The organism is Brakhagea slesvicensis, from assembly GCF_052161625.1.
GTDB lineage: Bacteria > Planctomycetota > Planctomycetia > Pirellulales > Pirellulaceae > JBKCUI01.
The window spans coordinates 463,084-484,463 of the sequence record NZ_CP197412.1; the positions used below are offsets into that span (position 1 = coordinate 463,084).

Consider the following 21,380-nt stretch of genomic DNA (forward strand, 5'->3'; position numbering starts at 1 on the left):
ATAAACTCAATTGCGACGATGGGTGGGAATTGGCGAGAGTACGGTTGGTGGGTGAGATCGGTAGGGGAGATCGGTAGGGGAGTACGTCGGCCTCGCAAGCCCGATTTGGTAAGCCTGAAAAAAGCGTCGGCCCTTTCTAGCATAGCAGGAAGAGCCAAGCGGCTTCAACGAAGAAATCCGGATCTCGCAACGTAGGATACAGGGACCAATCCGATGCGATCCGTCATCGGACTAGCAAAAATGGGGCGAACTGGATCGACAAATCCAAGCGGCGGCCGGGCGAATGCAGGAATACCGATGGAACTGATGGACGGTACTTTGCCATGTCGGTCCATCCCTCTCCATTCGATTACTCCTTCCATTCCCGCCTAAAATCAATTGGACTTGCCCCCGTCGATTTCTTGAACGCGCGCGAGAAAGCGCTGTGGTCGTAGAAGCCGCATTTCTGGGCGATCTCGGAAATCGATAAATCGGTATGCAGCAACAGTTGCGACGCCAACCCTATGCGCGTTTTGGCGATGTACTGGGTTGGCGTCAACCCGAACACCATTTTCATGGTACGCGCAAAACGATGGGGAGGCATCTTGGACTGTTTGGCAAGCCACGAGGGGGACGCGTCAGGAGGAAGATTTTTCTCAAATCCCTCCAACGCTCGTGCGAACGAAGGTGGAACAGACGATAGCTCCACTGCCATCCGTACATCCTTTGAAAAACCGACGATTCCAACCGCATGGCCACTATCGCTGAGGAGTGGAAGCTTGGTGGTCAAGCACCATACGGGCTTCCCCGACAAATCCCATTGCATTTCCAAATGATCGATGATTGGGTAGCCAGTCCGCAAAACCTGTCGATCTTGTTCCGAAGGGATTCTTCCAAAGTCTCCGCTGCAGATTTCAGCGGGGTTCTTCCCGAGCACGTCCGCTTTCACATGAAAGCCATGCCTCTCAACCAAGGACTGATTGACCGCTAGATACCTACCGCTCGAATCTTTGACAAAAAAGGCAACATCTGGAACTTGATCGAAAAGCTCCTCCAAAATCGAAATCGGAACGCTTTGGATTTGGTGTGGTAAGAGTGGGCTGGGATCCATTATGCGCGTTTTGACGTTGGGAGGGTGGTGTTCTTGCAAGACGCTCAACTTGTAGGTACATAAACTAACGGACTCTTTATGAAATAGGTAAGGACTTCAAAAAATAAAATCGATGCCGCGAGTGAGGTGCTATGCACTCGAGGGCATTGCACCCATTTTTTACAACAGAACCCTCGCAAGGAGCATTGTCCCTTGAAGATCGTCCGTGTTTTCGCGCACCGTATTGACTTGCCCCTCGTGGAAGGGTCCTACAAATGGTCAGGTGGGAAGTCCGTTTCCGTTTTTGATAGCACGATCGTGGGTGTAGAGACCGATCAAGGCGTTGTGGGGTATGGCGAAGTATGCCCGCTCGGTCCATTCTATTTGCCGGCTTACGCGGAAGGAGTTCGCGCGGGGCTACGCGAGCTTGCACCGCACTGTTTAGGATCCGATCCACGCGAGCTTGGGAAACTGAACCATCGCATGGATGCCGCGCTAAAAGGGCATCCTTATGTGAAGTCAGGGATCGACATGGCATGCTGGGATATTCTGGGCAAAGTGACTGGACTGCCCGTGTGCCAATTGCTTGGAGGGCGTTTCGGGGAACAAGTGCGACTGTACCGAGCTATCTCTCAAACACCTCCCGATGAGATGGCCCGCAACGTCGCTAGTTATAAGTCGGAGGGTTACACACGATTTCAGCTTAAAGTTGGGGGTGATCCCGATTTGGATATCCAACGCATCCGTCAAGCTCGCGAAGTGCTTGCTCCTTCGGATCGCTTGGTAGCGGATGCAAACACGGGTTGGACGCAACACGAAGCGATGCGCGTTGTCCGCGCTGTGCGAGATCTCGATGTTTACATCGAACAACCTTGCTTGACTTACGAAGAGTGTCTGGCCGTCCGGCGTCATACGGACCACCCCTTCGTGCTCGATGAAAACGTCGATGGACTGGATATGCTCCTTCGCGCGAAATCCGATCTCGCCATGGACGTGGTGAACCTAAAAATCAGCAAGCTCGGTGGACTGACCAAGACCAAACAGATTCGAGATCTATGTGTCAGCATGGGAATCGCCATGACGCTGGAAGATAGCTGGGGAGGAGACATCACCACCGCAGCGATCGCACATCTAGCCCACAGCACGCCTGAAGAGTTCCGATTCACGAGCACGGACTTCAATAGCTATGTCACCGTCAGCAATGCGACGGGTGCGCCTCAACGCGAAAATGGCTTTATGAAAGCATCCGATGCACCGGGCCTTGGTATTGAACCCCGTTTCGATTTGCTCGGCGAACGCTCCGTCGACATCTATTGAAGTGAAAACACGCGTCTCTTCTCACTGACATCGATGGGCACCTTTCGTTGAATCTTCCCCCACTGCGTTGCATCATGCTCCCAATCCGCCGATCCGTTTGCACTCTCGCCCTTTGCTTGTTCTCAGGCCTTTCCCAATTCGCGTCCGCGCAAGAGGACGCCTCCTCCAAGGACGCCTCCCCGTGGCCGTCCAAGGCGGAATACTGGCTTAAGCAAATTTATGAGCAAGGAGCCTTTCGCGCCGCCAATGGGTCCGTCGACTGGCTACCCGATAGCTCTGGATTCATCCTGCGAGAACGCGATGCAACGTCAAACGAGATGGTGCCATGGTTGCTCGATCCCAAGACGGGCGATCGGACGCGTTGGAACGCAAACGAGAAGCCACGGCCGAACCGAGACCGATTGGTTTCGCCGGATGGTACAAGACGCTTGGTGACTCGCGACAGGAACCTCCTGCGGACCGACGCAAAGGGACAAAACGAAATCCTTCTTGTCGGGGGTGCAGCGGATCGCGACGTCCGATATCGAGACGTCTCTTGGAACTCAGACGGGTCGCGAGTTCTATTTGTCGAGGCCGATGCGAGCGACGTGCGACAACGAGCGGTACTCGTTCCGGGCGACCCTTCGTATCCAGGAGTCCAACGCAATCGTTTTGCTCGAGTGGGTGGAGCGATCGAAACACTGCGAGTCGGTGTGGTCAACGCGGACGGATCCGAACTGAATTGGCTGGCCATCGATTCGCCTGAGGAAGGTTGTTATCTAGGGCAAGTCGAATGGGCACCGGGCACCGATGCGATCCTCGTTGAACAGTTTAGCCGTTTTCGAGACAAGCGGACGTTCTATCTGGGCAACCCCCGCGGCGAAGCACGAGCGATCTATTCCGAATCGAGCGACACTTGGGTGGAATCCAGTCAAGGAAAAAACTCAGGGCTGATTTGGCTCCGAGACGGCAAATCCTTTCTGGTGATCACGGAAAGGGACGGATGGAGGCACGCCTACCACTTTCGTCGGGACGGGGAGCGCATCGCGTGCCTTACACCAGGGGATTACGACGTAATCGAACGGGGTGTTGTCGATGAAGAAAGGGGCTGGTTCTACTTTTATGCCTCGCCAAATGATGCAACACAAAAACATCTTTACCGCGTCCCTTTGGATGGCGGTGGCAAACTGGAGTTGGTCTCACCGGCGGACCAGCCTGGAACCCATCACTATCAGTTTTCACCCGACTGCAAATTTGCAGTCCATACATTCTCCAGTCTGAATACTCCTCCGCGGGTCGAATTGGTAGAAATGGCTGGACATCGCACCATCCAGGTTCTCGAGGAAAATCGACTTCTCCTGGAGACGCTTGAATCGTTCGTCGATAGTCCCACCGAATTTCTGAAACTTGATATCGGGAATGGAATCGAATTCGACGCTTGGATGATCAAGCCACCGGGATTTGATCCCGCGAAAAAGTATCCGGTGTTCATCTACGTCTATGGGGAGCCCCACGCACAAACCGTATTGAACGAATGGGGGGCAGGGCAAATCGACTTCAATCGAGTTGCATCCATAATGGGTTACGTCGTCGTCTCGATCGACAACAGAGGTACCCCTGCTCCGAAAGGGGCAGCTTGGCGGCGATCCGTCTTCGGCAGCTTGGGCCCCTTGTCGACGGAGGAACAAGAAGCTGGGTTGAAGGCCCTTGCGAAACAATGCCCCTTCGTTGATCTCTCTCGAGTGGGAATCTGGGGGTGGAGCGGTGGCGGATCCAATACGCTCAACGCCTTGTTCCGTAAACCAGACACCTACCATGTCGGAATTGCTGTTGTTCCAAAGCCTCAACCCCATCTCTACAACGCTTGGTTCCAAGAAATCTTTATGCGAACGCCCGAGGTAAACCCAGAGGGCTACAAAACGGCTGCCGCCATCCACTTCGCGGAGGGACTCCAAGGAAAACTCTTGATCATCACGGGATCAGGAGAAACCAATACCCACATCCAAATCATCGAAGACCTCGTGGATCGCTTGATCGCAATGGGAAAACTCTTTGACTACATGGTCTATCCCAATCGCGATCACGGTTTACGGGAAGGGGACGGTACCCTGGTTCATGTACGATTGACGATCCTGAAATACCTCATCGCGAATCTTCCCGCTGGTCCATCCGAAATGTAGACGATATTTGAACGACATGCAGACGACATGCAGACGACATGCCGTTGACTCGTTGCCGAAAAGGTAAGAACTCGATGCCACATTCCCTTCCTAACACTATGTGGAACCCAATCATGCAAGGCCGAGGACTGGTGGCGATCGCGTTCTTCGTCGGTCTGCTTATGCGATGCGTGTCAGCACCGTATGCCAGTGGACAGGATCTTCCCAATGTCCTCATCATTCTCGCCGACGATCTCGGGTACGGTGACTTAAGTTGTTACAACGATCAGTCCAAGGTTTCGACACCCCATATCGATCGATTAGCTGGCGAAGGGATGCGATTCCTTGACGCGCATAGTCCCGCAACCGTTTGCACGCCGACGCGATACGGCCTGATGACGGGCCAAATGCCATTCCGTATCCAAAACGGTGGGACCGTTTTTACAGGTGTGGGTGGCCCCTCCCTCATTGCGAAGGACCGTCTCACACTTCCTGAAATGCTGAAAAAGCGTGGTTACACGACAGCCTGCGTCGGAAAATGGCACATCGGTCTGACCTTCTTCGATCGCGACGGCAACCCCGTTCAAGGTAACGGTGTGGAATCGATTCAAAAGGTCGATTTCTCTCGGCGATTCGAAGGCGGACCGGTCGACCACGGATTCGATTCGTTCTTCGGTACAGCGTGTTGTCCGACAACCGACTGGCTGTACGCCTATCTTGAAGATGATCATGTCCCCACTCCACCCACGAAGCGAATCGACAAATCGTCTCTACCCAAGCATCCGTATGCAAACGATTGTCGCGAAGGATTCCTTGCACCCAATTTCGACTTGGAAGATGTCGACTTGGAATTCCTGCGGAGAAGCCAGCGTTTTCTGGAAAAGCATGTTCGCGAAACGCCAGAGAGACCATTCTTTCTCTTTCATTCGATGCAAGCGGTACACCTTCCTTCTTTCGCTGCAAAGCCATTTCAAGGTACGTCCAAGGCAGGGCCACACGGTGATTTCCTGGTTCAGATGGATACCATCGTGGGCGAGCTCATGAGCACCCTGCAACGGCTTGGCATCGACCGAGACACATTGGTGCTCTTCACCAGCGACAACGGTCCCGAGGTCACCAGTGTGGTCCACATGCGCGCCGATCATCACCACGATGGTGCACGGCCATGGAGAGGGATGAAACGGGACCAATGGGAAGGAGGGCATCGAGTTCCTTTCATCGCGCGTTGGACCGATCAAATCCCGGCCAACGCGCAAAGTTCTCAACTCATAAGCCTCACCGATGTCATGGCGACGCTCGCCGCAATCGTCAAAGAAGACTTGCCAGTGAATGCAGCCGAAGACAGTTTCAACGTATGGCCTGCACTCCGGGATTCAAACCATCCTCCCATCCGCCCCTATTTGATCACGCAAGCATTTGGAGGGGTAAAGACCCTGGCGATTCGCCGCGGACCATGGAAATACATGGATCACATCGCGTCGGGTGGGAATCGCTACGATTCCAACCCCAGCCTCCGACCCTATGCCCTGCCCGAAGCAGCTCCCGAGGCCCCAAGCCAACTCTACAACTTGCAAAGTGATCCCGGTGAAACCAAGAATTTGTTTTGGGATGAGATTGAGATCGCTTACGAACTCAAACTGATTTTAGATCGGTCCAAAGAATCGGGACGCAGTCGCTAATATGACCAACAACCTTTGGCGTTACGCTTCGAATTATGTCTTTATCATCTTCATCGTTTGGTCGGGCGCAATCGAAGCCAGTGCAATCGAAGCCAGCGCGAGTGATCGATGGAATCTTCTCCTCATAACCGCCGATGATCTGAATGGTGACGCTGCACAATGGTCGGGCAGCAAACACCTTGTTACACCGAACCTGGATGCCTTTGCTACGACGGCGCACCGATTTGCCAATCACCATGTCACGATCTCGATCTGCCAACCGGGGCGCGCGGTCTTGATGACGGGAAGGTTACCCCATCGCAACGGTGCCCTTGGGTTTCAACCGATTCGCCAAGACATCCCCACCTTGGTGGAGATACTGCGTCAGGAAGGTTACTTTGCCGGGGTGATTGCGAAAGCGGCTCATATGATGCCATCGAGCAAATTCCCCTGGGATTCGATTGGGGAACAATCGCTTGGGAAACAACCCATCGGATTTTCCGAATGCTTTCGTGCGATGGTTGCACAAGCAAAAGAACGAAACCAACCGTTTTTCATCAATGCAAATATTTGCGACCCACACCGTCCCTTTATCACAGGCAACGCAAAGGGAAAGCAGGACGGAAACGAAGCGCTCGAAGGAGTTCGAACATTCCAACCTGAGGAAGTTTCCGTTCCCAGTTTCCTTGAGGATTTGCCACCGGTGCGAAAAGAGATTGCGCACTACACTGCGAGCGTGAGCCGATTTGATCGCTCATTGGGCCTTCTCCTCGAAGAGCTCAAGTCATCCGGACATGACGGCGACACCATCGTCGTTTTTCTTTCTGATCACGGAATGTCCTTCCCTTTTTCCAAAGCGACCGTTTACTTCAATGGAACTTGGTCTCCCCTCCTGATTCGTATACCAGGACAATCCCCTGCGAAGGAGCATCGCCAGTTCGTGAGCAGTGTGGATGCCATGCCATCGTTGCTGGAACTTCTCCGTGTCCCTTTTCCCAAGGGCATGGATGGACGATCATGGGCCCCCCTTCTGACCGGAGTGGAGCAACCGGATCGCGATTTCGTGATCACCCAAGTCAACACCGTGAGCAGTGGCAAATCCTTTGCCCAGCGGTGCATCCGAACGAAGGACCGCGCGCTGATGTTTCACGCTTGGTCGGGTGGACCGAATCCCTTCCGTGTCGAAGCGATGAGTGGCCTCACTTTTCCGGCCATGAACGCATCAACCGAGCCACGCATCCGCGCACGCGTGGAGCAGTTGGTCCACGGCGAGCCACTTATGCTTTTTGACACGAGCATGGATCCAACAGAGCGTGTCAATCTGGTGCGCGATCCCGCGCATGCGGGCGAACTTCAAGAGTTGAGTAGAAAACTTCTCGAGCAAATGCGCCGTTCCGAGGACCCTTTGTGCGACGCATTTTCCGATGCGGCGGGGCTTTAGTTCTTTCGTCGCACTCTATTACTTGGTCATTCGAGCCGAGTAAGGAGTTGTATGTGCAGGACCGCGTTCCAGGGTCTTGGTTTCTGATCCGCGTGTCTCGCGGATCAATGCGACGAATGGATCACCATTGAAACAGACTTCGTGAAAGTAGGTAAATACATTCGATCGATCCGTCACGAACATAGGTGCCAGTCTTCCAGCAGTGGTGGTGTAGCTTAGCCCACCCAGTATTTCGCTTGCCCCCTGGTCTCTCGTCTCAAGCAGCGTTCCACCACGCTCGGTTTTGTAACCCAGTACCCACAATCTCCCTCCTGCGTTTTGGATGTGGGTCCCTTCGTTCTCCACGTTGAGCTGTCTGGCCCAAACATGTTGTCCTTTCAACGATAGGTTATGGGTGACGAAGTCTTCAAAAAAGAGATTGCCTTGAGTCGCTCGTGCGCCAAACCTTAGGTCGCAATCGGCAACACTGCGAAAAACGATGGTGCGGTTTGTGTCGATCTCGATCCCGCCATGCACGTAGGCAAAATGCTCGATGTGAAGCGGGCGAGATGCGTCCTCGATAATGCGGAAGTCGGGTTTCGCTTTCGCAAAATAATCGACCATTCCCCCAATACCTACCATTCGCTCCACGCGGCCTGGAATCGAAACGGTCGATTCCAATGAATAGGATCCCGGATAGAAGATTGTCGATGCGCCCGAATCCATGGCCCTCTGAATGGCAGCCGACGAGTCCGTCGCTCCGGTTGGATCGGCGCCAAAGTCGTCAACGTTAGCCCAATCGGAGATCGGTTCTCTGGGAATAGCAGGTGGTTCTTCAATCGGTAGACGAAGCGATTCCACACTCGCGTTGAATGCCGTGGTTACTGGTTGTGAGCAGTACTCGCGAATATTGGGACCAAGGCTTCCTACTTTGTCTTCCCCCGTTATCCGGGTTGCTGCACCCCAGTCCGGAGTAACCACATCGCCAACCGCCCTTGAATACTGGGATGTCTCGACATCCCGCAAAAAGATTTTTCCTCCGTTGTAATTGATCACCGCCGGCCATTTCTCCGCACCCGGACCGCCGGTTATTTTTGCCTGGATCAAACAAAAGACCCCATACGTCCGTATCGCTGGAACTGAGTTTTCGCTCCGCAATCCGCGAACAGAAATCGCTTGTCCTTCATTGTCGAACCCCAGCTTTTTTTGATGCCGGAGCGTGATCCACTCGAAGGTTTGGCTATTGACGGCCCGCGCCGTACTAATGCCTCGCTCGAATCCCACGACTTCGCAGTTCCTCACCAAAAGCGGTCCATTCATATCCCGATGACCAAGATCCAAGCCGACCGATCCGCTCGATGCATCAGCCAGAAACCGGCAATTCCTGACCGCTCCGGAGTTATTGGAATAGAACTGAAGGGCGATTGCTCCTGGATTGTTCTGGCCGACATCGAATGTCAAGTTCTCCACGTAGTTATGAAACCAATCCGCGGAACCAAAACCTCCACACCACATCATGCTTTGGGGCTCGGCAGGATTTGTAAATGTTCCATCTTTCAAGCGAAGGACAGTTCCCTCCACACTCTGGCCGCACAGAAAGTTCTTGCCCCAAGCATTCTTTCCAACGAAATTCGTCTTGGACCAAAGCAGCGTCTTCGAGATTAGATAGACACCCTTCGGAAAGTACAGAAGACGGTGGGAACCCATCATGTCTGCCAGCGCTCTCTGAATCGCGTCGGTGTCGTCCTGAACACCATCTCCCTTGGCATGGTAGGGAGCTGCCGTAACATCGATGACCATCGCGGTTTTCGGATAAGCCACCTCGGGAAGCCCCCGAAAATCCGCCCCGGTTTTCAACCCTGTCTCGTCCCCCCACCCAACGCTTGCAAGTACGCTTGCTAGCACAATCGCAACAAGTGGAACAATGGCCAAAGCCGAGTGCGAAGGAGCAAAAGAAATGCGAATCGTCATCTTCCTAATCACTCCATTACGGCCTAAACATCGCTCGGCGTGCAGTAGCTTTCGGTGTGAAGTAAACTGTGGGGCCCTACCGTAGGCGACGATTGATGAACGCGGCTTCATTTCAACCCACGAACCAGCATTCCGCCATGTACCGGATTATACTTCTCGCCGTTGGCATTGTGGCATCGATCTGCTTGCCCGCTGGAATGTCGTTTGCGGTCGCGGACGAAATCGACGATGCCGTCGAGAATCTATGCAACGAGCTTATTGGTAAATCACCGAGCATACCAGGTGGGGACGAGGGATTTGTCCTTCTTGTTCGGGATGCGATGGAAGCCGCAAAGGGACAGTCGCGCACGGATGAAGTCCGAACGGAGAACAAGATTGCGATTTTGGCTCTCGCAGGAATACTGGGAGACGATAGGGTCTCCAGAGGGGCCAAACGCGAGCGAGACGCGATCTTGCAAAAGAAAAAGGAGACGCTGCGCAACCGCATTACGCTTCGAGGACGGAATGACTTATCAAAACACTTCTGGGTCAGCGCTGGGTTGGTGGCAATTTCGAACGAAGCCAATGCGAAGGCAGTCGGACTGGGCAAGGAGCTGATGGACTCACAACCGGGCGGATCAGGCTTTTCGTTTGCCGATATGGCCGCCGATCTCGCTGGGATCCGGTTCGCCGTTCTTGCGACAACCAATGCCGAGCAAGCAGAGGACTTGCGGGCACGCATCGAACGAGCCCGTCAAGTCGACGATTTCTGTCCCAGCATCGAGGGACTACCGGAAGGAATTACTGCGGAGCAATTCCAAAATGAATTCGGTGGGCTTGGGGGCAAGAGAACTCGCGATCTCTTTCGTGAAATCAATGATCGGATTCGCTCTTGTCCCGTCCTACGCAGCACGGACTAACTCCAAGCAATCTCGTTAAACGAACAAACCGATGCACCGGTAAAGGCTGCATCCAAGGGCTTGTTGCCGTCCCGAATCGTCGCCACGGCCCACATTCCAGCTGCGATTGCCGCATCCAACTCCGCAGCGACATCCGAGAAGAAGAGGATGGCTTGGGGATCGATCCCTAGTTCTTGTGCAATCCGTGAATAGCTTGCTGGCTCCTGCTTCTTTCCGATCTGCGTGTCAAAATAATGAGAAAGGAGCGGCGTCACGTCCCCTTCCGTTGTGTGCCCGAAGAAGAGCTTCTGAGCGAGCACGCTTCCGGAGGAGTAAATGGATAGGCTTAGCCCCTGTTGCGACCAAGCCTGAAGAGCGGGGAGAACATCGGGGAATAGCTCTGCTCGCAACTCCCCGCGGTGAAAACCGTCTTGCCAGACCAAACCCTGCAGCTGCTTGAGTCCCGTCGCCTTGCTGTCCGACGCCATCAATGCTTGAAGATGCGCATCGACTTTCTCTGCGTCACCCATGGGGTTGGCGGATGGCATCGATAGCCATGTAATCGGATCCATCCCCGCATCGGCTGCGACCTGCGCGACCGCCTCTCGGGTTGCCGGCTCATTCCAATGGTGGAGCAAGAACTCTTTCATGTGCCGCTTGGCAAAAGGGAACATGACGTTGTAAACAAATCGCACATCGGCAACCGTTCCTTCGATATCGAGAAGAACATGTTGCACGGTGCTGCGCGGGATGGAGAGGGTCATAGGGATTTAGTGGGTCCGGTATCGCATATACCAAAGGAGGGCTACCAATGTTTTCGCATCGATGATTTGGCGATCACGAAGGAGTCTATCGATTTCCGCCCACGAGAAAATGCGATTTTCCATTTGCTCTCCCACCTCGCGCTGTGCAGCACCAGCGGTTAGTCCCTCGGCGACGTAGAAGTGCATCCGCTCATCCAAAATCCCTGGAGACATTGCAAAAGAATGAACATGCGTCCACGATGAAGCTCGATACCCCGTCTCTTCGAGCAACTCCAGCTTGGCGACTTCCTCGGGAGGCAACCCTTTGTCCAATGTTCCTGCCGGCAACTCCAAATTCCATCGGTCAATGGCCGCCCGGTAGGTGTATACAAGACAGATTGTTTGCGGATCGACCACCGGAAGAATGACGACCGCTCCAGGATGCCTCACCACATGACGGATATGTCTCGATCCATCCTGAAGAATTTCCGCGACTTCCTCCACCGCGAACCGCTTGGCTTGGAATAGCTTTTTCGGTGTTCCCATCGCGACGTTCTATCCCCTTCGTACTTGGTGCTGCCCGTTTTGACTTGGTGATGCCCCTTTTGGAGTACGGATCACGGGGGCTATCCGGCCCGCCGTTGAGGAGCGCCGTCAAACGACTGGACCTCGTCCGAAGGCTGCCTGAATTGCATGAGAAACGCATCTTCGGGCGTATCTTCATAAAAGGATCGAAGAACCCCGGTGGCGCGGAATCCAAGCTGCCTGAAGAAAAGCTGCGCCTCCAAATTGGTTTCACGCACTTCAAGCATAATCCGATTACGACGCTGGTAGGCAAGCTTCGTGACCAGCTTCTCCACCATCGCACTTCCTATCCTGTTGCGTCGGAACTCGGGGTGGACCGCAAACGAAAGGATGTGAATGCGGTTTTTGTGAAGTTCGTAAATCATGAACCCCACCACCTGCTCGCTTCGCTCCGCCACCATGCCAATGCAGTCCCGCTGCCTCAAGCAACGGATGAACTCGTCTTCGGTCCACGGAAACTCGAAACTGCGGTTCTCAATCTCAAGCACCGAGGGCATGTCGCGCCGGATCATCCAGCGAATGTGGCAGGCTTGATGGGAGTCAATGCTCGGCATAGCTCGGATTTCCTATCGGTAATGAGTCGGGCTACTCCCCGACTCGCTTCGGTTTGGTCGCCGTCGCTTCCTTGCTCCGGCGGTCCCGTACACTACCAAACGCGACCCGCTAGAGCCAAGCCAGATTTCCGTCCCCGCGATCCCAATCTCCACTTTTTAGATAGCGAATCCACACTGGACAGTTGGTATTTGCTAAAGCAACAACTGCCTATCTTCAAGGCACCCTTCCGAGAAACCCACCTTTTGGGGTACTGCTTACGTTTGAAGCAATGCCAGCTATTCACCTTAAGCCCTTGATGGCATTCGATTTACGGGGAGGGTATTGCCAGCAATCCCAGTATGGGCCGTTCCGTTCAAAACGAGCGGCGTCGCAAAGCCGCGGCGAGGAGCAAAAGCTACACGAAGTCGAAATCAAGGAGACTGGGATGAATTTTGAAGGAAACGCAGCCGGAAGATGGACCATGGTCGAGCAGGACGCCACGCGTGTAGCCCCCTCAGAGCTAGCACAACCTCTGGCAACCAGATCCCACTTGCCCCCCGCCAGCGCCTCCAGTGCGGGCGATTCGCCCGACTCGCCCGCCAAGAAGCCGGTTGACGAGATCGGCGAGAAGCTGGCCGCTGAGATGAAGGTCTTCAGCCGGGTCTTCGATGAGCTCATGAGCACTCTCGATTGCGACACTCCCTACGATGAACGCGTGCAATTCGTGATGCGATCGGCTGCCGACCTGTTCGGAGTCGCCCCGACTTGGACCGCCTTCTACCGAGCCGTTCTCGGCGGCGAAGGAGTTCTTCGCAAGGCGATCACGGCAGGCGACGAGTCGGCTCAGTTCGAGTGCTCCGATGAACACTCCAAACTCCTCACCATGCTGACGACCCTTCGATCAAGAGACTTGCCGGAAAACGATCCGTTCGAACCACAACGAATGATCACGGTCCGGATCCCTAAGAGCCTGCACGATGCGATCTGCGACGAAGCGAACAATCTGGCTGTCAGCGTGAACAAGCTCTGCATCTCACGGATGCTCCAACGCGTCGACAAAACGATGATCCCAACGTCGACCCAAAAGCGACGCGGACGTCGCCCAGGAAGCGGTTCGAACAAAGCGGCCGGCAACGACGAAGAGAACGCGTGCCGAATCAATTCCTACTCGATCACCCCCAACACACAGGAGCCCCGAGGAGCGGACGCTTCCACCAACACCGATTCGATTTTCGAGTAGCCAAAAATCGAACTTGGAATAAAAGCTGCGAGGGAACTCGTAAGCCGGGTTCTGTTGCTTGCGCTGCGATCATTTATCTAGCGTGCCGATTGCTCGGCACGTCGAGCGACCTACCCGAAAGCGACGAGCGTCGAGCCAACGCATGACCTTGCGGCCGGCTTCCTGTTTGGTCTTGCTCCGGATGGGGTTTGCCTAGCAACGGACGTCACCGCCCGCTCTGGTGGGCTCTTACCCCACCGTTTCACCCTTGCTGAGTTGCCTCAGCGGTCTACTCTCTGTTGCACTTTCCCTAGCCTTGCGGCCGGTCGACGTTATCGACCATCCTGCTCTGCGGAGCCCGGACTTTCCTCTTCGGTATTCCCGAAGCGATCGCATCCGCTCCCTCTCAGCACCCCTAATAGACCAATTCTGCCCCGTTCCGCAACCGCTTCCCACCCAAGAAAAACGAAGCAACGAAAAAGGTGCCACGCTTCGAATGAAAAGGTGCCACGTCTAGCAAGAAAAGGTGCCATGTCTTATTCGCGCCAGAAAATCGAGACCGATCGCCCCAAACCATGGAGCCTTTGATCACCCTGCCACCCCTACTGGGATCGACTCTGCGAACGCGCCTTCGGACCTCGGGATCGGGAGTTTCCAATCGTCGAGCCGGATCGCGACTTACGGCCCCCTGCCGGCTTCGCAAAGGGACTTGCGTAACCCGTAGAAGTCTTCGGTTTGATCTTCCGCACCTTGCCGCTCAACGTTCGACGTCGGCCCACTTCTTCGCTCGACTTCGAAGCCGCCTCTCCCTTTCCTCGCCGACCGGAGCGGCCTTCTTGCTCCGAACGGCCTCCCTGTTCCGAACGGCTCGGTTGCTCACTCCGAGAATCGCGTGCACCGGCAGAAGCCGAAACCTTACCTGCGCGACCCCCCTCTGTGGCGCGCGTCGAGAATTTCTTTCGCTCGACGCTTGCCTGCTCCTTCCCGACTACTCCGGATTCCTGCCTGACCGACGGCTTCTTTCCTGAGGACCTCTTCGCGGCGGGAGCCTGATCCTTACGGACTCCGCGCGCGGTAGCCGAAGCACGTGGCGTTCGGGTGTGAATAGCTCGCGAACGACCGCCCCCTTCGCGGCGATCCATCTGCCGTTTTGCATCGCGCAACTCGTCGTCTTCTGCGTCGATCGAGTGATAGGGGTGATCGCGATCGACATCGATCTTCTTCCCGATTCGCTTTTCGATTTCGGCGAAGTACGCGTACTCGTCCCCTTCGCACAGGGTGATGCTTTCCCCCGCAGCACCAGCCCGCGCGGTCCTGCCGATCCGGTGGACATAGCTGTCTGGATCGTGCGGCACTTCGTAATTGATCACATGGGTAATGTCGTCGATGTCGATCCCACGGGCAGCGACATCGGTTGCGATCAGCACACGGACTTCGCCATCTCGAAACGCATGGAGCACCCGCTGTCGCGCGTTCTGAGATCGGCCACCGTGAATCCCTTCCGCCGAAACCCCCGACTCGATGAGCGATTTGTACATGCGGTCAGCCCCATACTTGGTCCGCATAAAAACCAGCACCCGTGCTCGCTGTGGATCGGTCAAAAGATGATCCAAAAGCTTGCGCTTGTTCCCTTTGTCTACAAACATAACCCGCTGCTGCACGCGGTCGGCAGTTGTGGCCGGAGGCGCGACCATCACCGTTTCATGATTATGAAGAAGTGCGCTCGCAAGCGACTTGATCGGAGGCGGCATCGTGGCGGACAAGAAGACCGATTGCTTCTCTCGCGGCAAAAGCCGGATGATGCGCTGGATCTCGGGCATGAATCCCATATCCAACATCCGATCGGCTTCGTCCAAAATGAAGCACTCAATGCGCCCTAAATTGCAATACTGCTGGTCCACCAAATCCATCAGTCGACCCGGCGTTGCAACCAGCACATGCACTCCCTGCGTGAGCGCCGCCACCTGAGGACGCTGGCCAACACCACCGTAGATGCAAGCATGCTTGACCCGCGTATTGCGGCCGATGGCCTGCAGATTCTCCGAAATCTGAACGACGAGCTCTCGGGTCGGCGCAAGAATCAAACCGATCGGCTCAAACGGATTGGGCCGCCGCTTTGCCACATGGATCCGTTGCAGAAGAGGAATCGCAAAGGCAGCTGTCTTGCCAGTCCCCGTTTGCGCACAACCGAGCAAATCGCATCCCGCCAAAAGAGGCGGAATGGCGCCAGCTTGAATCGGGGTGGGTGTCTCGTATCCGAGCGAACGAAGGGCGGACTGAATCTCAGAAATAATCGGCAGATCGGCAAATTGTACTGTCACAAACCCCTCGGCGGTGCCAACGCTTGAGAGGGCACCTTTTTCTAACTTTTCAATAAAATACAACCCTCAAGTTTAGCCTCCGTACCTTCCTATCATAAGGTCAAAAGCGGTGAATTCTCTTGGCGAGGGACGAGCAAGCCCCTTACTATGTAACTTCGGCCGCCCACATTTCCGACCACTTCCCCACGCTCCCCACACCTTTCTTCGAGGAACATTCCGATGATGACATCTTCGATTGCCCCTTCGTTCCTCCTTCACGCTTTTGCTTGGATCGCGCTCGGTTCCTGGACCGCCTGGTTCCCCGCATCCGCCCTGTCTCAATCCACCGAGGCAGTCCAATGGGAAAGCGTGATTCGCCTCCATTACGACAAGGAGGAACGCATGGTTCCGATGCGTGACGGTGTTTCGCTTTTCACCGCCATCTACACCCCGAAAGATAAATCAAAATCGTATCCCATCCTGATGAAACGGACCCCATACTCCTGCGCTCCCTACGGTCCAGATGCGTACCCGGCCATGCTCGGTCCAAGCGATCACTTCATCCGCGCTCCCTACATATTCGTCAATCAAGACGTCCGCGGCCGATTCCTATCCGAGGGAACTTTTGAGCAAGTAACTCCTCACGTGCCCAACAAAACCTCCCCGAACGAGATCGATGAAAGCACAGACACTTACGACACGATCCAGTGGCTTACGGAAAACGTTGAAGGACACAACGGGCGAGTTGGCATGTTCGGAATCTCCTACCCGGGATTCTACTGCTCCGCAGGCATGATCAACGCTCACCCAGCCCTCCGCGCGGTCTCCCCTCAAGCTCCCGTGGGAGACTGGTACTTTGACGATTTCCTTCACAACGGCGCATTCTTTCTCGCGCATGCTTATCGATGGCTCATGAACAATGCGCAAGAACGATCGGGCCCGACGACGATCAAGCCGCCCGGCGGAACCCTCCCCTCGCTAGATGGCTACCAACTCTTTCTCGAAGCTGGAACCATCCAAGAAATCAACCGGCGATTCTTAAAGGGCCAAGTCCCTTTTTGGAACCAAATGATGGAACACCCGAATCGGGATTCGTTCTGGCAAAAACGAACTATACTTCCTCACCTTCAAAACGTTGCGCCCGCAGTCATGCTGGTAACCGGTTGGTACGACGCCGAAGATCTCTACGGTTCCTTCAAGACCTACCAATCGATCGAAAAACAAAACCCTTCCGTGAACAACGTACTCGTCGTCGGGCCATGGATCCACGGTGGCTGGGCTTCGACCGACGGCGATAAACTCGGGGATATTTCCTTTGGCTCCAAGACGGCTGCCTTTTATCGATCCGAGATCGAGTTCCCATTCTTCGAACGCCACCTGAAAGATGCCCAATACCCAGACCTCTCCGAAGCGACCGTCTTTGAAACCGGAGGGAATCGATGGCGAACCTTTGACACTTGGCCTCCGAAAAAGGCTCAGGAGCAGAACTGGTTTTTCAGCGAAAACGAAATTTTGTCCCCAACGCCCCGCCATTCCGAAGCCGATCGAACGGGAGACTCGTATCTGAGCGATCCCGCGAAGCCCGTCCCATACACTGCAGCGGTAACTCCTCGCATGACCGTAGAGTACATGGTAGAGGATCAACGCTTCGCGGCCCGTCGACCGGATGTGTTGGTCTACCAATCCCCGATTCTCGAGCAGGATGTCGTCGTCGCGGGCCCCATCGATGTCGAGCTATGGGTGACGACGACCGGTACCGATGGCGACTTCATCGTGAAGCTGATCGACGTATTTCCAGATGGTGCCAATGCGTCCGCCCAACCCAACTACCAAATGATGGTCCGGAGCGAAGTCATGCGCGGTCGATTCCGCAATTCGTTTGAACATCCAGAACCGTTTGTTCCCAACGAACCCGCCTCGGTCCGATTCGAACTTCAAGACGTATTGCATCGGTTCCAGAAGGGACATCGGCTGATGGTTCAAATCCAAAGCACTTGGTTCCCGCTCGTGGATCGCAATCCACAATCCTTCGTCCCGAATATCTTCCTCGCCGAGCAACAAGATTTCCAAAAAGCGACCTTCACGATCTTGCGATCCCAAAAGTATCCATCGGGAATTCGGATGCGTGTGCTACAGCCTTAACCCCGCCCCGTTAGCTTGCTTTCCATCGTTTTGCAAAGTCCCAGAGCCTGGGAAAGGAAGCGAATGCCAACGGCGGTACGCTTGCACGTGCATCGACCTCTCGAATTGCGATCTGCGTTCGCTTGTCAAACAACTGCTCGATGGGGACACTCTCCCCCACATCGAGCGCGTCGCATAAATCTCCCAAGATCTGATCGGGCTGCTTGCCGCGTATGAGTGCGATCTCACCCAATCGATACCCATGCTTGGCCAATCGCATCGACCATTGCCAATCTTGAAAGGTCCCCACCATCGGATCTCGAACCTGCAATGCGTCTCGAAGATCACAATCCGGCAAGGAACTTCCTCCCGCACCCGTTTGCGCAGATGCAGCCTCGACCTGGTGCAGCCCAGAATCGACTTGGGAAGGAACGTCTGGTACGGATGCTCCATGTGCAGGCTGCATCGGGTTGCTCGTCGTGGCAGCGGGGGCGATTGGGAGCGGGCGCACCGACTCCTCGACCTCCGTCGGATCCCCTTGGATCGAATGTGCGACCCCTTTCCTTTCCGTTGGGCTTAGGGCTTGGTCGGGTTGAGCAAGCTCCGTTGGAGCGGACTTGGGAAGCACTCCCGCAGCTTGCAGTTGATACCGGGCGCATGGATAGACAATCTCGTCCGGCCAAACGCCGATCCCATGAAGCAATTCCAATCCCGACGGACTCACCGAAACCGTTACTTTGCCCGCTCGTAACTCGGTCAGTAGCAACACAGATTTGTCCAAAAGCAAATCCAAAAAGCCCGAAACATGACTCTTCTTCCAACTTGATAACAACCCAAACTCAGGCAATCTCTGCAACCGAAGGCCTTGGATGGCGCGGTTATCAAGTCCGGAGAAAAACTGAGCGAGGATGGTCTTGCTCAGATACCCGTGGGTTCGTTCGATCGCACCAACTAACTTGCGCAACACCTCGCGCGCATCTTCTTGCTGAGTCAGCGATGGGACATCTTCCGCTGCCGAGACCTTCGACGGTTTGCTACTCTTCTCGGCTCGTTGCTTGGTAACTTTTTTATCGACAACACCATCTACATCCGCAGAATGGTCTTTATCGGAAACCTCTTCTCTATTCGCAGTCAACACGACTGGCTTGCTTTGCTTGTCCGGTTTCGGCGCCAGACGGTCCGCAGGGATTTTGGGCCAACCCGCTTTCCCTTGACAGCGATCGCAAATGTTACAATTCGCGGCCGACATATCTCCAAAGTACTGAAGAATCGCCTTCTGCCGACAGCTGCGACATTGAGCAAAGGCGACCATTTGATCGAGCTTCTCGTAATCCGATTTCTTACGCGCATCAAGCGAAGCATGATCGATGCGCAATTGATCGAATGGAATATCTCTCTTCCGAAAGTGAATGGCTCGCCCTCGAAAAGGAGGAACATACTCGAATCCCGGAAGAGAACAGAGCTCTCGAAGATGCCGAGAGATCGTATCCCGTTCCATCTGCAACTGATTCATCAACCAGCGAGGATTGATGTACACCGCTTCATCTCGTCTGTCACCGACCGCTTTTTCCAACGCGCGCAGAACACTCCGCTTCACTGTCGCCTCTCGGGGCAGCAAATCGACTAAAGTCGGCAACTGGCTTTGGATACGAACCATCGCCAACCCACCGGCGACCTCTAATCGTTCTAACACGTCGGTCCTCGCCAGGATCTGCAACGCGGAATTGATAGCTTCGGAAGTCGTCGGGGCGTTCATCAACTCCTTGATCTGCTCCGCCGTCAACTCGATAGGATCCTCTTCTCGCTGAAGCAGAAACTCGTATACCGACTGAAGCACTTCACGCGACGGATTGGCATTCTCAATAAAGAATTCTTGAATGTATCGATCTTGCGCACTGTAAAGGAGCACACATTGCGACGAATGGCCGTCGCGGCCCGCCCGCCCTGCCTCTTGGTAGTAAGCCTCCAACGTCCCGGGCATGTTGTAGTGGACAACATATCGCAAGTCCGATTTGTCGATCCCCATGCCGAAAGCGTTCGTGGCGACAATGGCCTCCAACTCGCCTCGCATAAACTGGTCCTGCACCAGTTTCCGTTGCTCGGGCGCCAATCCCGCATGGTACGCCCCTACGCTCATCTTCCGCTCTTTCGCCAACATCTCCACCAACGACTCGCATCGCTTGCGCGTCGCTGCATAGATAATCCCGCTCCCCGGGCTCGACTCAAGGAATTCAAGGAGCTTTTTGTCTTTCTCACGGTCGCTGTGCACCGACATCACCCCGAGAAAGAGATTGTCGCGGGCAAAACCCGTGACAAAGTGCTTGGCGACCTTGAGCTTCAGCGAGTCGACGATGTCTTGGCGAACTCTCGGCGTCGCAGTCGCAGTCAACGCGATGGTCTGGACCCCTCCAAGAAACTCGCGGAATTTGCCGACACGCTGGTAATCGGGTCGAAAATCATGCCCCCATTCGCTAATACAATGGGCTTCATCAATAGCAAGCAGCTGCACCGGAGTCGACCGGATTGCGTCAAGAAAGGTTGGGTTGCGAAGCCGCTCTGGGGACACGTAAAGAAGCCGATAATGCCCACCCGCAACCCTCTCCAATCGGTAGGCTTGCTCGGACGGACTCAGCGTGCTGTTGATGAGAGTCGCGGTAATGCCCCGCTTGGTCAGTCCGTCGACTTGATCTTTCATCAACGCGATGAGGGGGGAGACGACAATCGTCAACCCGTTTCGGACGAGGCTGGGTAGCTGGTAGCAGAGACTCTTGCCACCCCCTGTCGGCATGACGCACAAACAATCATTGCCAGCGATGACGTGGTCGATGACCTCGCGTTGTCCTCGCCGGAACTCCGCCAAGCCGAACTGGTGCAATGCCGCTTGCAGGTCCAAGTTGACGGTGTTGCTCATCACCAATCCATGCGGGGTATCGACGGTTCGGGCGAAACGAAAACACCATCTCCCGATGGTGGTTCTCAGCGGTGGGACATTCCCACCGATTTGCCCAGTTTACCGCAACCGCCGCCGATCCCAAAGACCCAGCGACTTGGCGTTTCGCTTAGCGCTGGGGCGCTGGCAACGGTCGAATCACTTCACCCGCCGAAGGGCTGGTTGCATAAGTCGACGGAGCACTACCGATCGAAATCGGCTCTCCAACATAGTCGGACTCGTAAGCTCCGTATCCGGATGCGACGCCGTTTCCACACGTGCTGCATCCAGGTGCAGGCGCCGCAGGAGCGCAACCTTGATCGCACGGTTCACCGTAATTCGCGGTACCGTGAATCCGGTTATGAAGACGGGTCAGAACATTCGGACGCCAGCCTTGGCCCGTTGTGCATCCAGCAAACGCCATAATAAACGCGGCGTAGAGTATGGTAAGTTTCTTCATTCCCTTTGTCCTCAAGATCGATTGTGCCCAACCTGGTA

Annotated in this window: 15 protein-coding genes and 1 other RNA gene; 7 read left to right on the forward strand and 9 right to left on the reverse strand. The window is 55.0% G+C overall.

Annotated features, from left to right (window positions below; genetic code table 11):
* Positions 1 to 349: 349 nt before the first annotated feature.
* Positions 350 to 1,090: a helix-turn-helix domain-containing protein gene (locus SH467x_RS01675; protein WP_482369585.1), complete on the reverse strand. Its 741-nt coding sequence runs from the start codon at positions 1,088 to 1,090 to the stop codon at positions 350 to 352.
* 192 nt (positions 1,091 to 1,282) lie between these two features.
* On the opposite strand from SH467x_RS01675, the gene SH467x_RS01680 reads away from it, so the two are divergent.
* The 4 genes from SH467x_RS01680 to SH467x_RS01695 all read left to right on the forward strand — a co-directional run bounded on the left by SH467x_RS01680 (position 1,283) and on the right by SH467x_RS01695 (position 7,623).
* Positions 1,283 to 2,386 carry a cis-3-hydroxy-L-proline dehydratase gene (locus SH467x_RS01680; protein WP_482369586.1) on the forward strand — a complete coding sequence of 368 codons (1,104 nt, stop codon included), beginning with the start codon at positions 1,283 to 1,285 and terminating at the stop codon, positions 2,384 to 2,386.
* A gap of 74 nt (positions 2,387 to 2,460) precedes the next feature.
* A complete protein-coding gene (locus SH467x_RS01685) occupies positions 2,461 to 4,545 on the forward strand; it encodes a S9 family peptidase (RefSeq protein ID WP_482369587.1) in 2,085 nt (694 codons plus the stop codon).
* Between the two features lie 74 nt (positions 4,546 to 4,619).
* A complete protein-coding gene (locus tag SH467x_RS01690; RefSeq protein ID WP_482369588.1) occupies positions 4,620 to 6,203 on the forward strand; it encodes a sulfatase family protein in 1,584 nt (527 codons plus the stop codon).
* A gap of 1 nt (position 6,204) precedes the next feature.
* Positions 6,205 to 7,623, forward strand: a complete 1,419-nt coding sequence (locus tag SH467x_RS01695; RefSeq protein ID WP_482369589.1) for a sulfatase family protein — start codon at positions 6,205 to 6,207, stop codon at positions 7,621 to 7,623.
* Positions 7,624 to 7,641: 18 nt separating this feature from the next.
* On the opposite strand, the gene SH467x_RS01700 is transcribed toward SH467x_RS01695, so the two are convergent.
* Complete coding sequence (locus SH467x_RS01700; protein ID WP_482369590.1) at positions 7,642 to 9,573, reverse strand: glycosyl hydrolase family 28-related protein; 1,932 nt, start codon at positions 9,571 to 9,573, stop codon at positions 7,642 to 7,644.
* Positions 9,574 to 9,710: 137 nt separating this feature from the next.
* Between SH467x_RS01700 and SH467x_RS01705 the strand changes: the two genes are divergently transcribed.
* Positions 9,711 to 10,472, forward strand: a complete 762-nt coding sequence (locus SH467x_RS01705) for a hypothetical protein (RefSeq protein ID WP_482369591.1) — start codon at positions 9,711 to 9,713, stop codon at positions 10,470 to 10,472.
* Here SH467x_RS01705 and mtnC read toward each other — a convergent pair.
* The 3 genes from mtnC to rimI form a co-directional block, all read right to left on the reverse strand.
* Complete coding sequence (gene mtnC / locus SH467x_RS01710) at positions 10,469 to 11,215, reverse strand: acireductone synthase (protein WP_482369592.1); 747 nt, start codon at positions 11,213 to 11,215, stop codon at positions 10,469 to 10,471. The genes SH467x_RS01705 and mtnC overlap by 4 nt on opposite strands.
* A gap of 6 nt (positions 11,216 to 11,221) precedes the next feature.
* A complete protein-coding gene (locus SH467x_RS01715) occupies positions 11,222 to 11,740 on the reverse strand; it encodes an NUDIX hydrolase (protein ID WP_482369593.1) in 519 nt (172 codons plus the stop codon).
* An 80-nt stretch (positions 11,741 to 11,820) separates the two neighbouring features.
* Complete coding sequence (gene rimI, locus SH467x_RS01720) at positions 11,821 to 12,291, reverse strand: ribosomal protein S18-alanine N-acetyltransferase (protein WP_482371329.1); 471 nt, start codon at positions 12,289 to 12,291, stop codon at positions 11,821 to 11,823.
* Positions 12,292 to 12,602: 311 nt separating this feature from the next.
* Between rimI and SH467x_RS01725 the strand changes: the two genes are divergently transcribed.
* Positions 12,603 to 13,553, forward strand: coding sequence for a hypothetical protein (locus SH467x_RS01725; protein ID WP_482369594.1), 951 nt, complete (start codon positions 12,603 to 12,605; stop codon positions 13,551 to 13,553).
* A 24-nt stretch (positions 13,554 to 13,577) separates the two neighbouring features.
* Here SH467x_RS01725 and rnpB read toward each other — a convergent pair.
* Positions 13,578 to 13,939: RNase P RNA component class A (gene rnpB / locus SH467x_RS01730), an RNA gene on the reverse strand.
* 195 nt (positions 13,940 to 14,134) lie between these two features.
* A complete protein-coding gene (locus SH467x_RS01735; protein ID WP_482369595.1) occupies positions 14,135 to 15,853 on the reverse strand; it encodes a DEAD/DEAH box helicase in 1,719 nt (572 codons plus the stop codon).
* Between the two features lie 219 nt (positions 15,854 to 16,072).
* Here SH467x_RS01735 and SH467x_RS01740 point away from each other — a divergent pair, with 219 nt between their 5' ends.
* Complete coding sequence (locus SH467x_RS01740) at positions 16,073 to 17,974, forward strand: CocE/NonD family hydrolase (RefSeq protein ID WP_482369596.1); 1,902 nt, start codon at positions 16,073 to 16,075, stop codon at positions 17,972 to 17,974.
* Positions 17,975 to 17,984: 10 nt separating this feature from the next.
* On the opposite strand, the gene SH467x_RS01745 is transcribed toward SH467x_RS01740, so the two are convergent.
* Together SH467x_RS01745 and SH467x_RS01750 are read right to left on the reverse strand one after the other, a co-directional pair.
* Complete coding sequence (locus tag SH467x_RS01745) at positions 17,985 to 20,864, reverse strand: RecQ family ATP-dependent DNA helicase (protein WP_482369597.1); 2,880 nt, start codon at positions 20,862 to 20,864, stop codon at positions 17,985 to 17,987.
* Positions 20,865 to 21,012: 148 nt separating this feature from the next.
* Positions 21,013 to 21,342, reverse strand: a complete 330-nt coding sequence (locus SH467x_RS01750; RefSeq protein ID WP_482369598.1) for a hypothetical protein — start codon at positions 21,340 to 21,342, stop codon at positions 21,013 to 21,015.
* Positions 21,343 to 21,380: the final 38 nt, after the last annotated feature.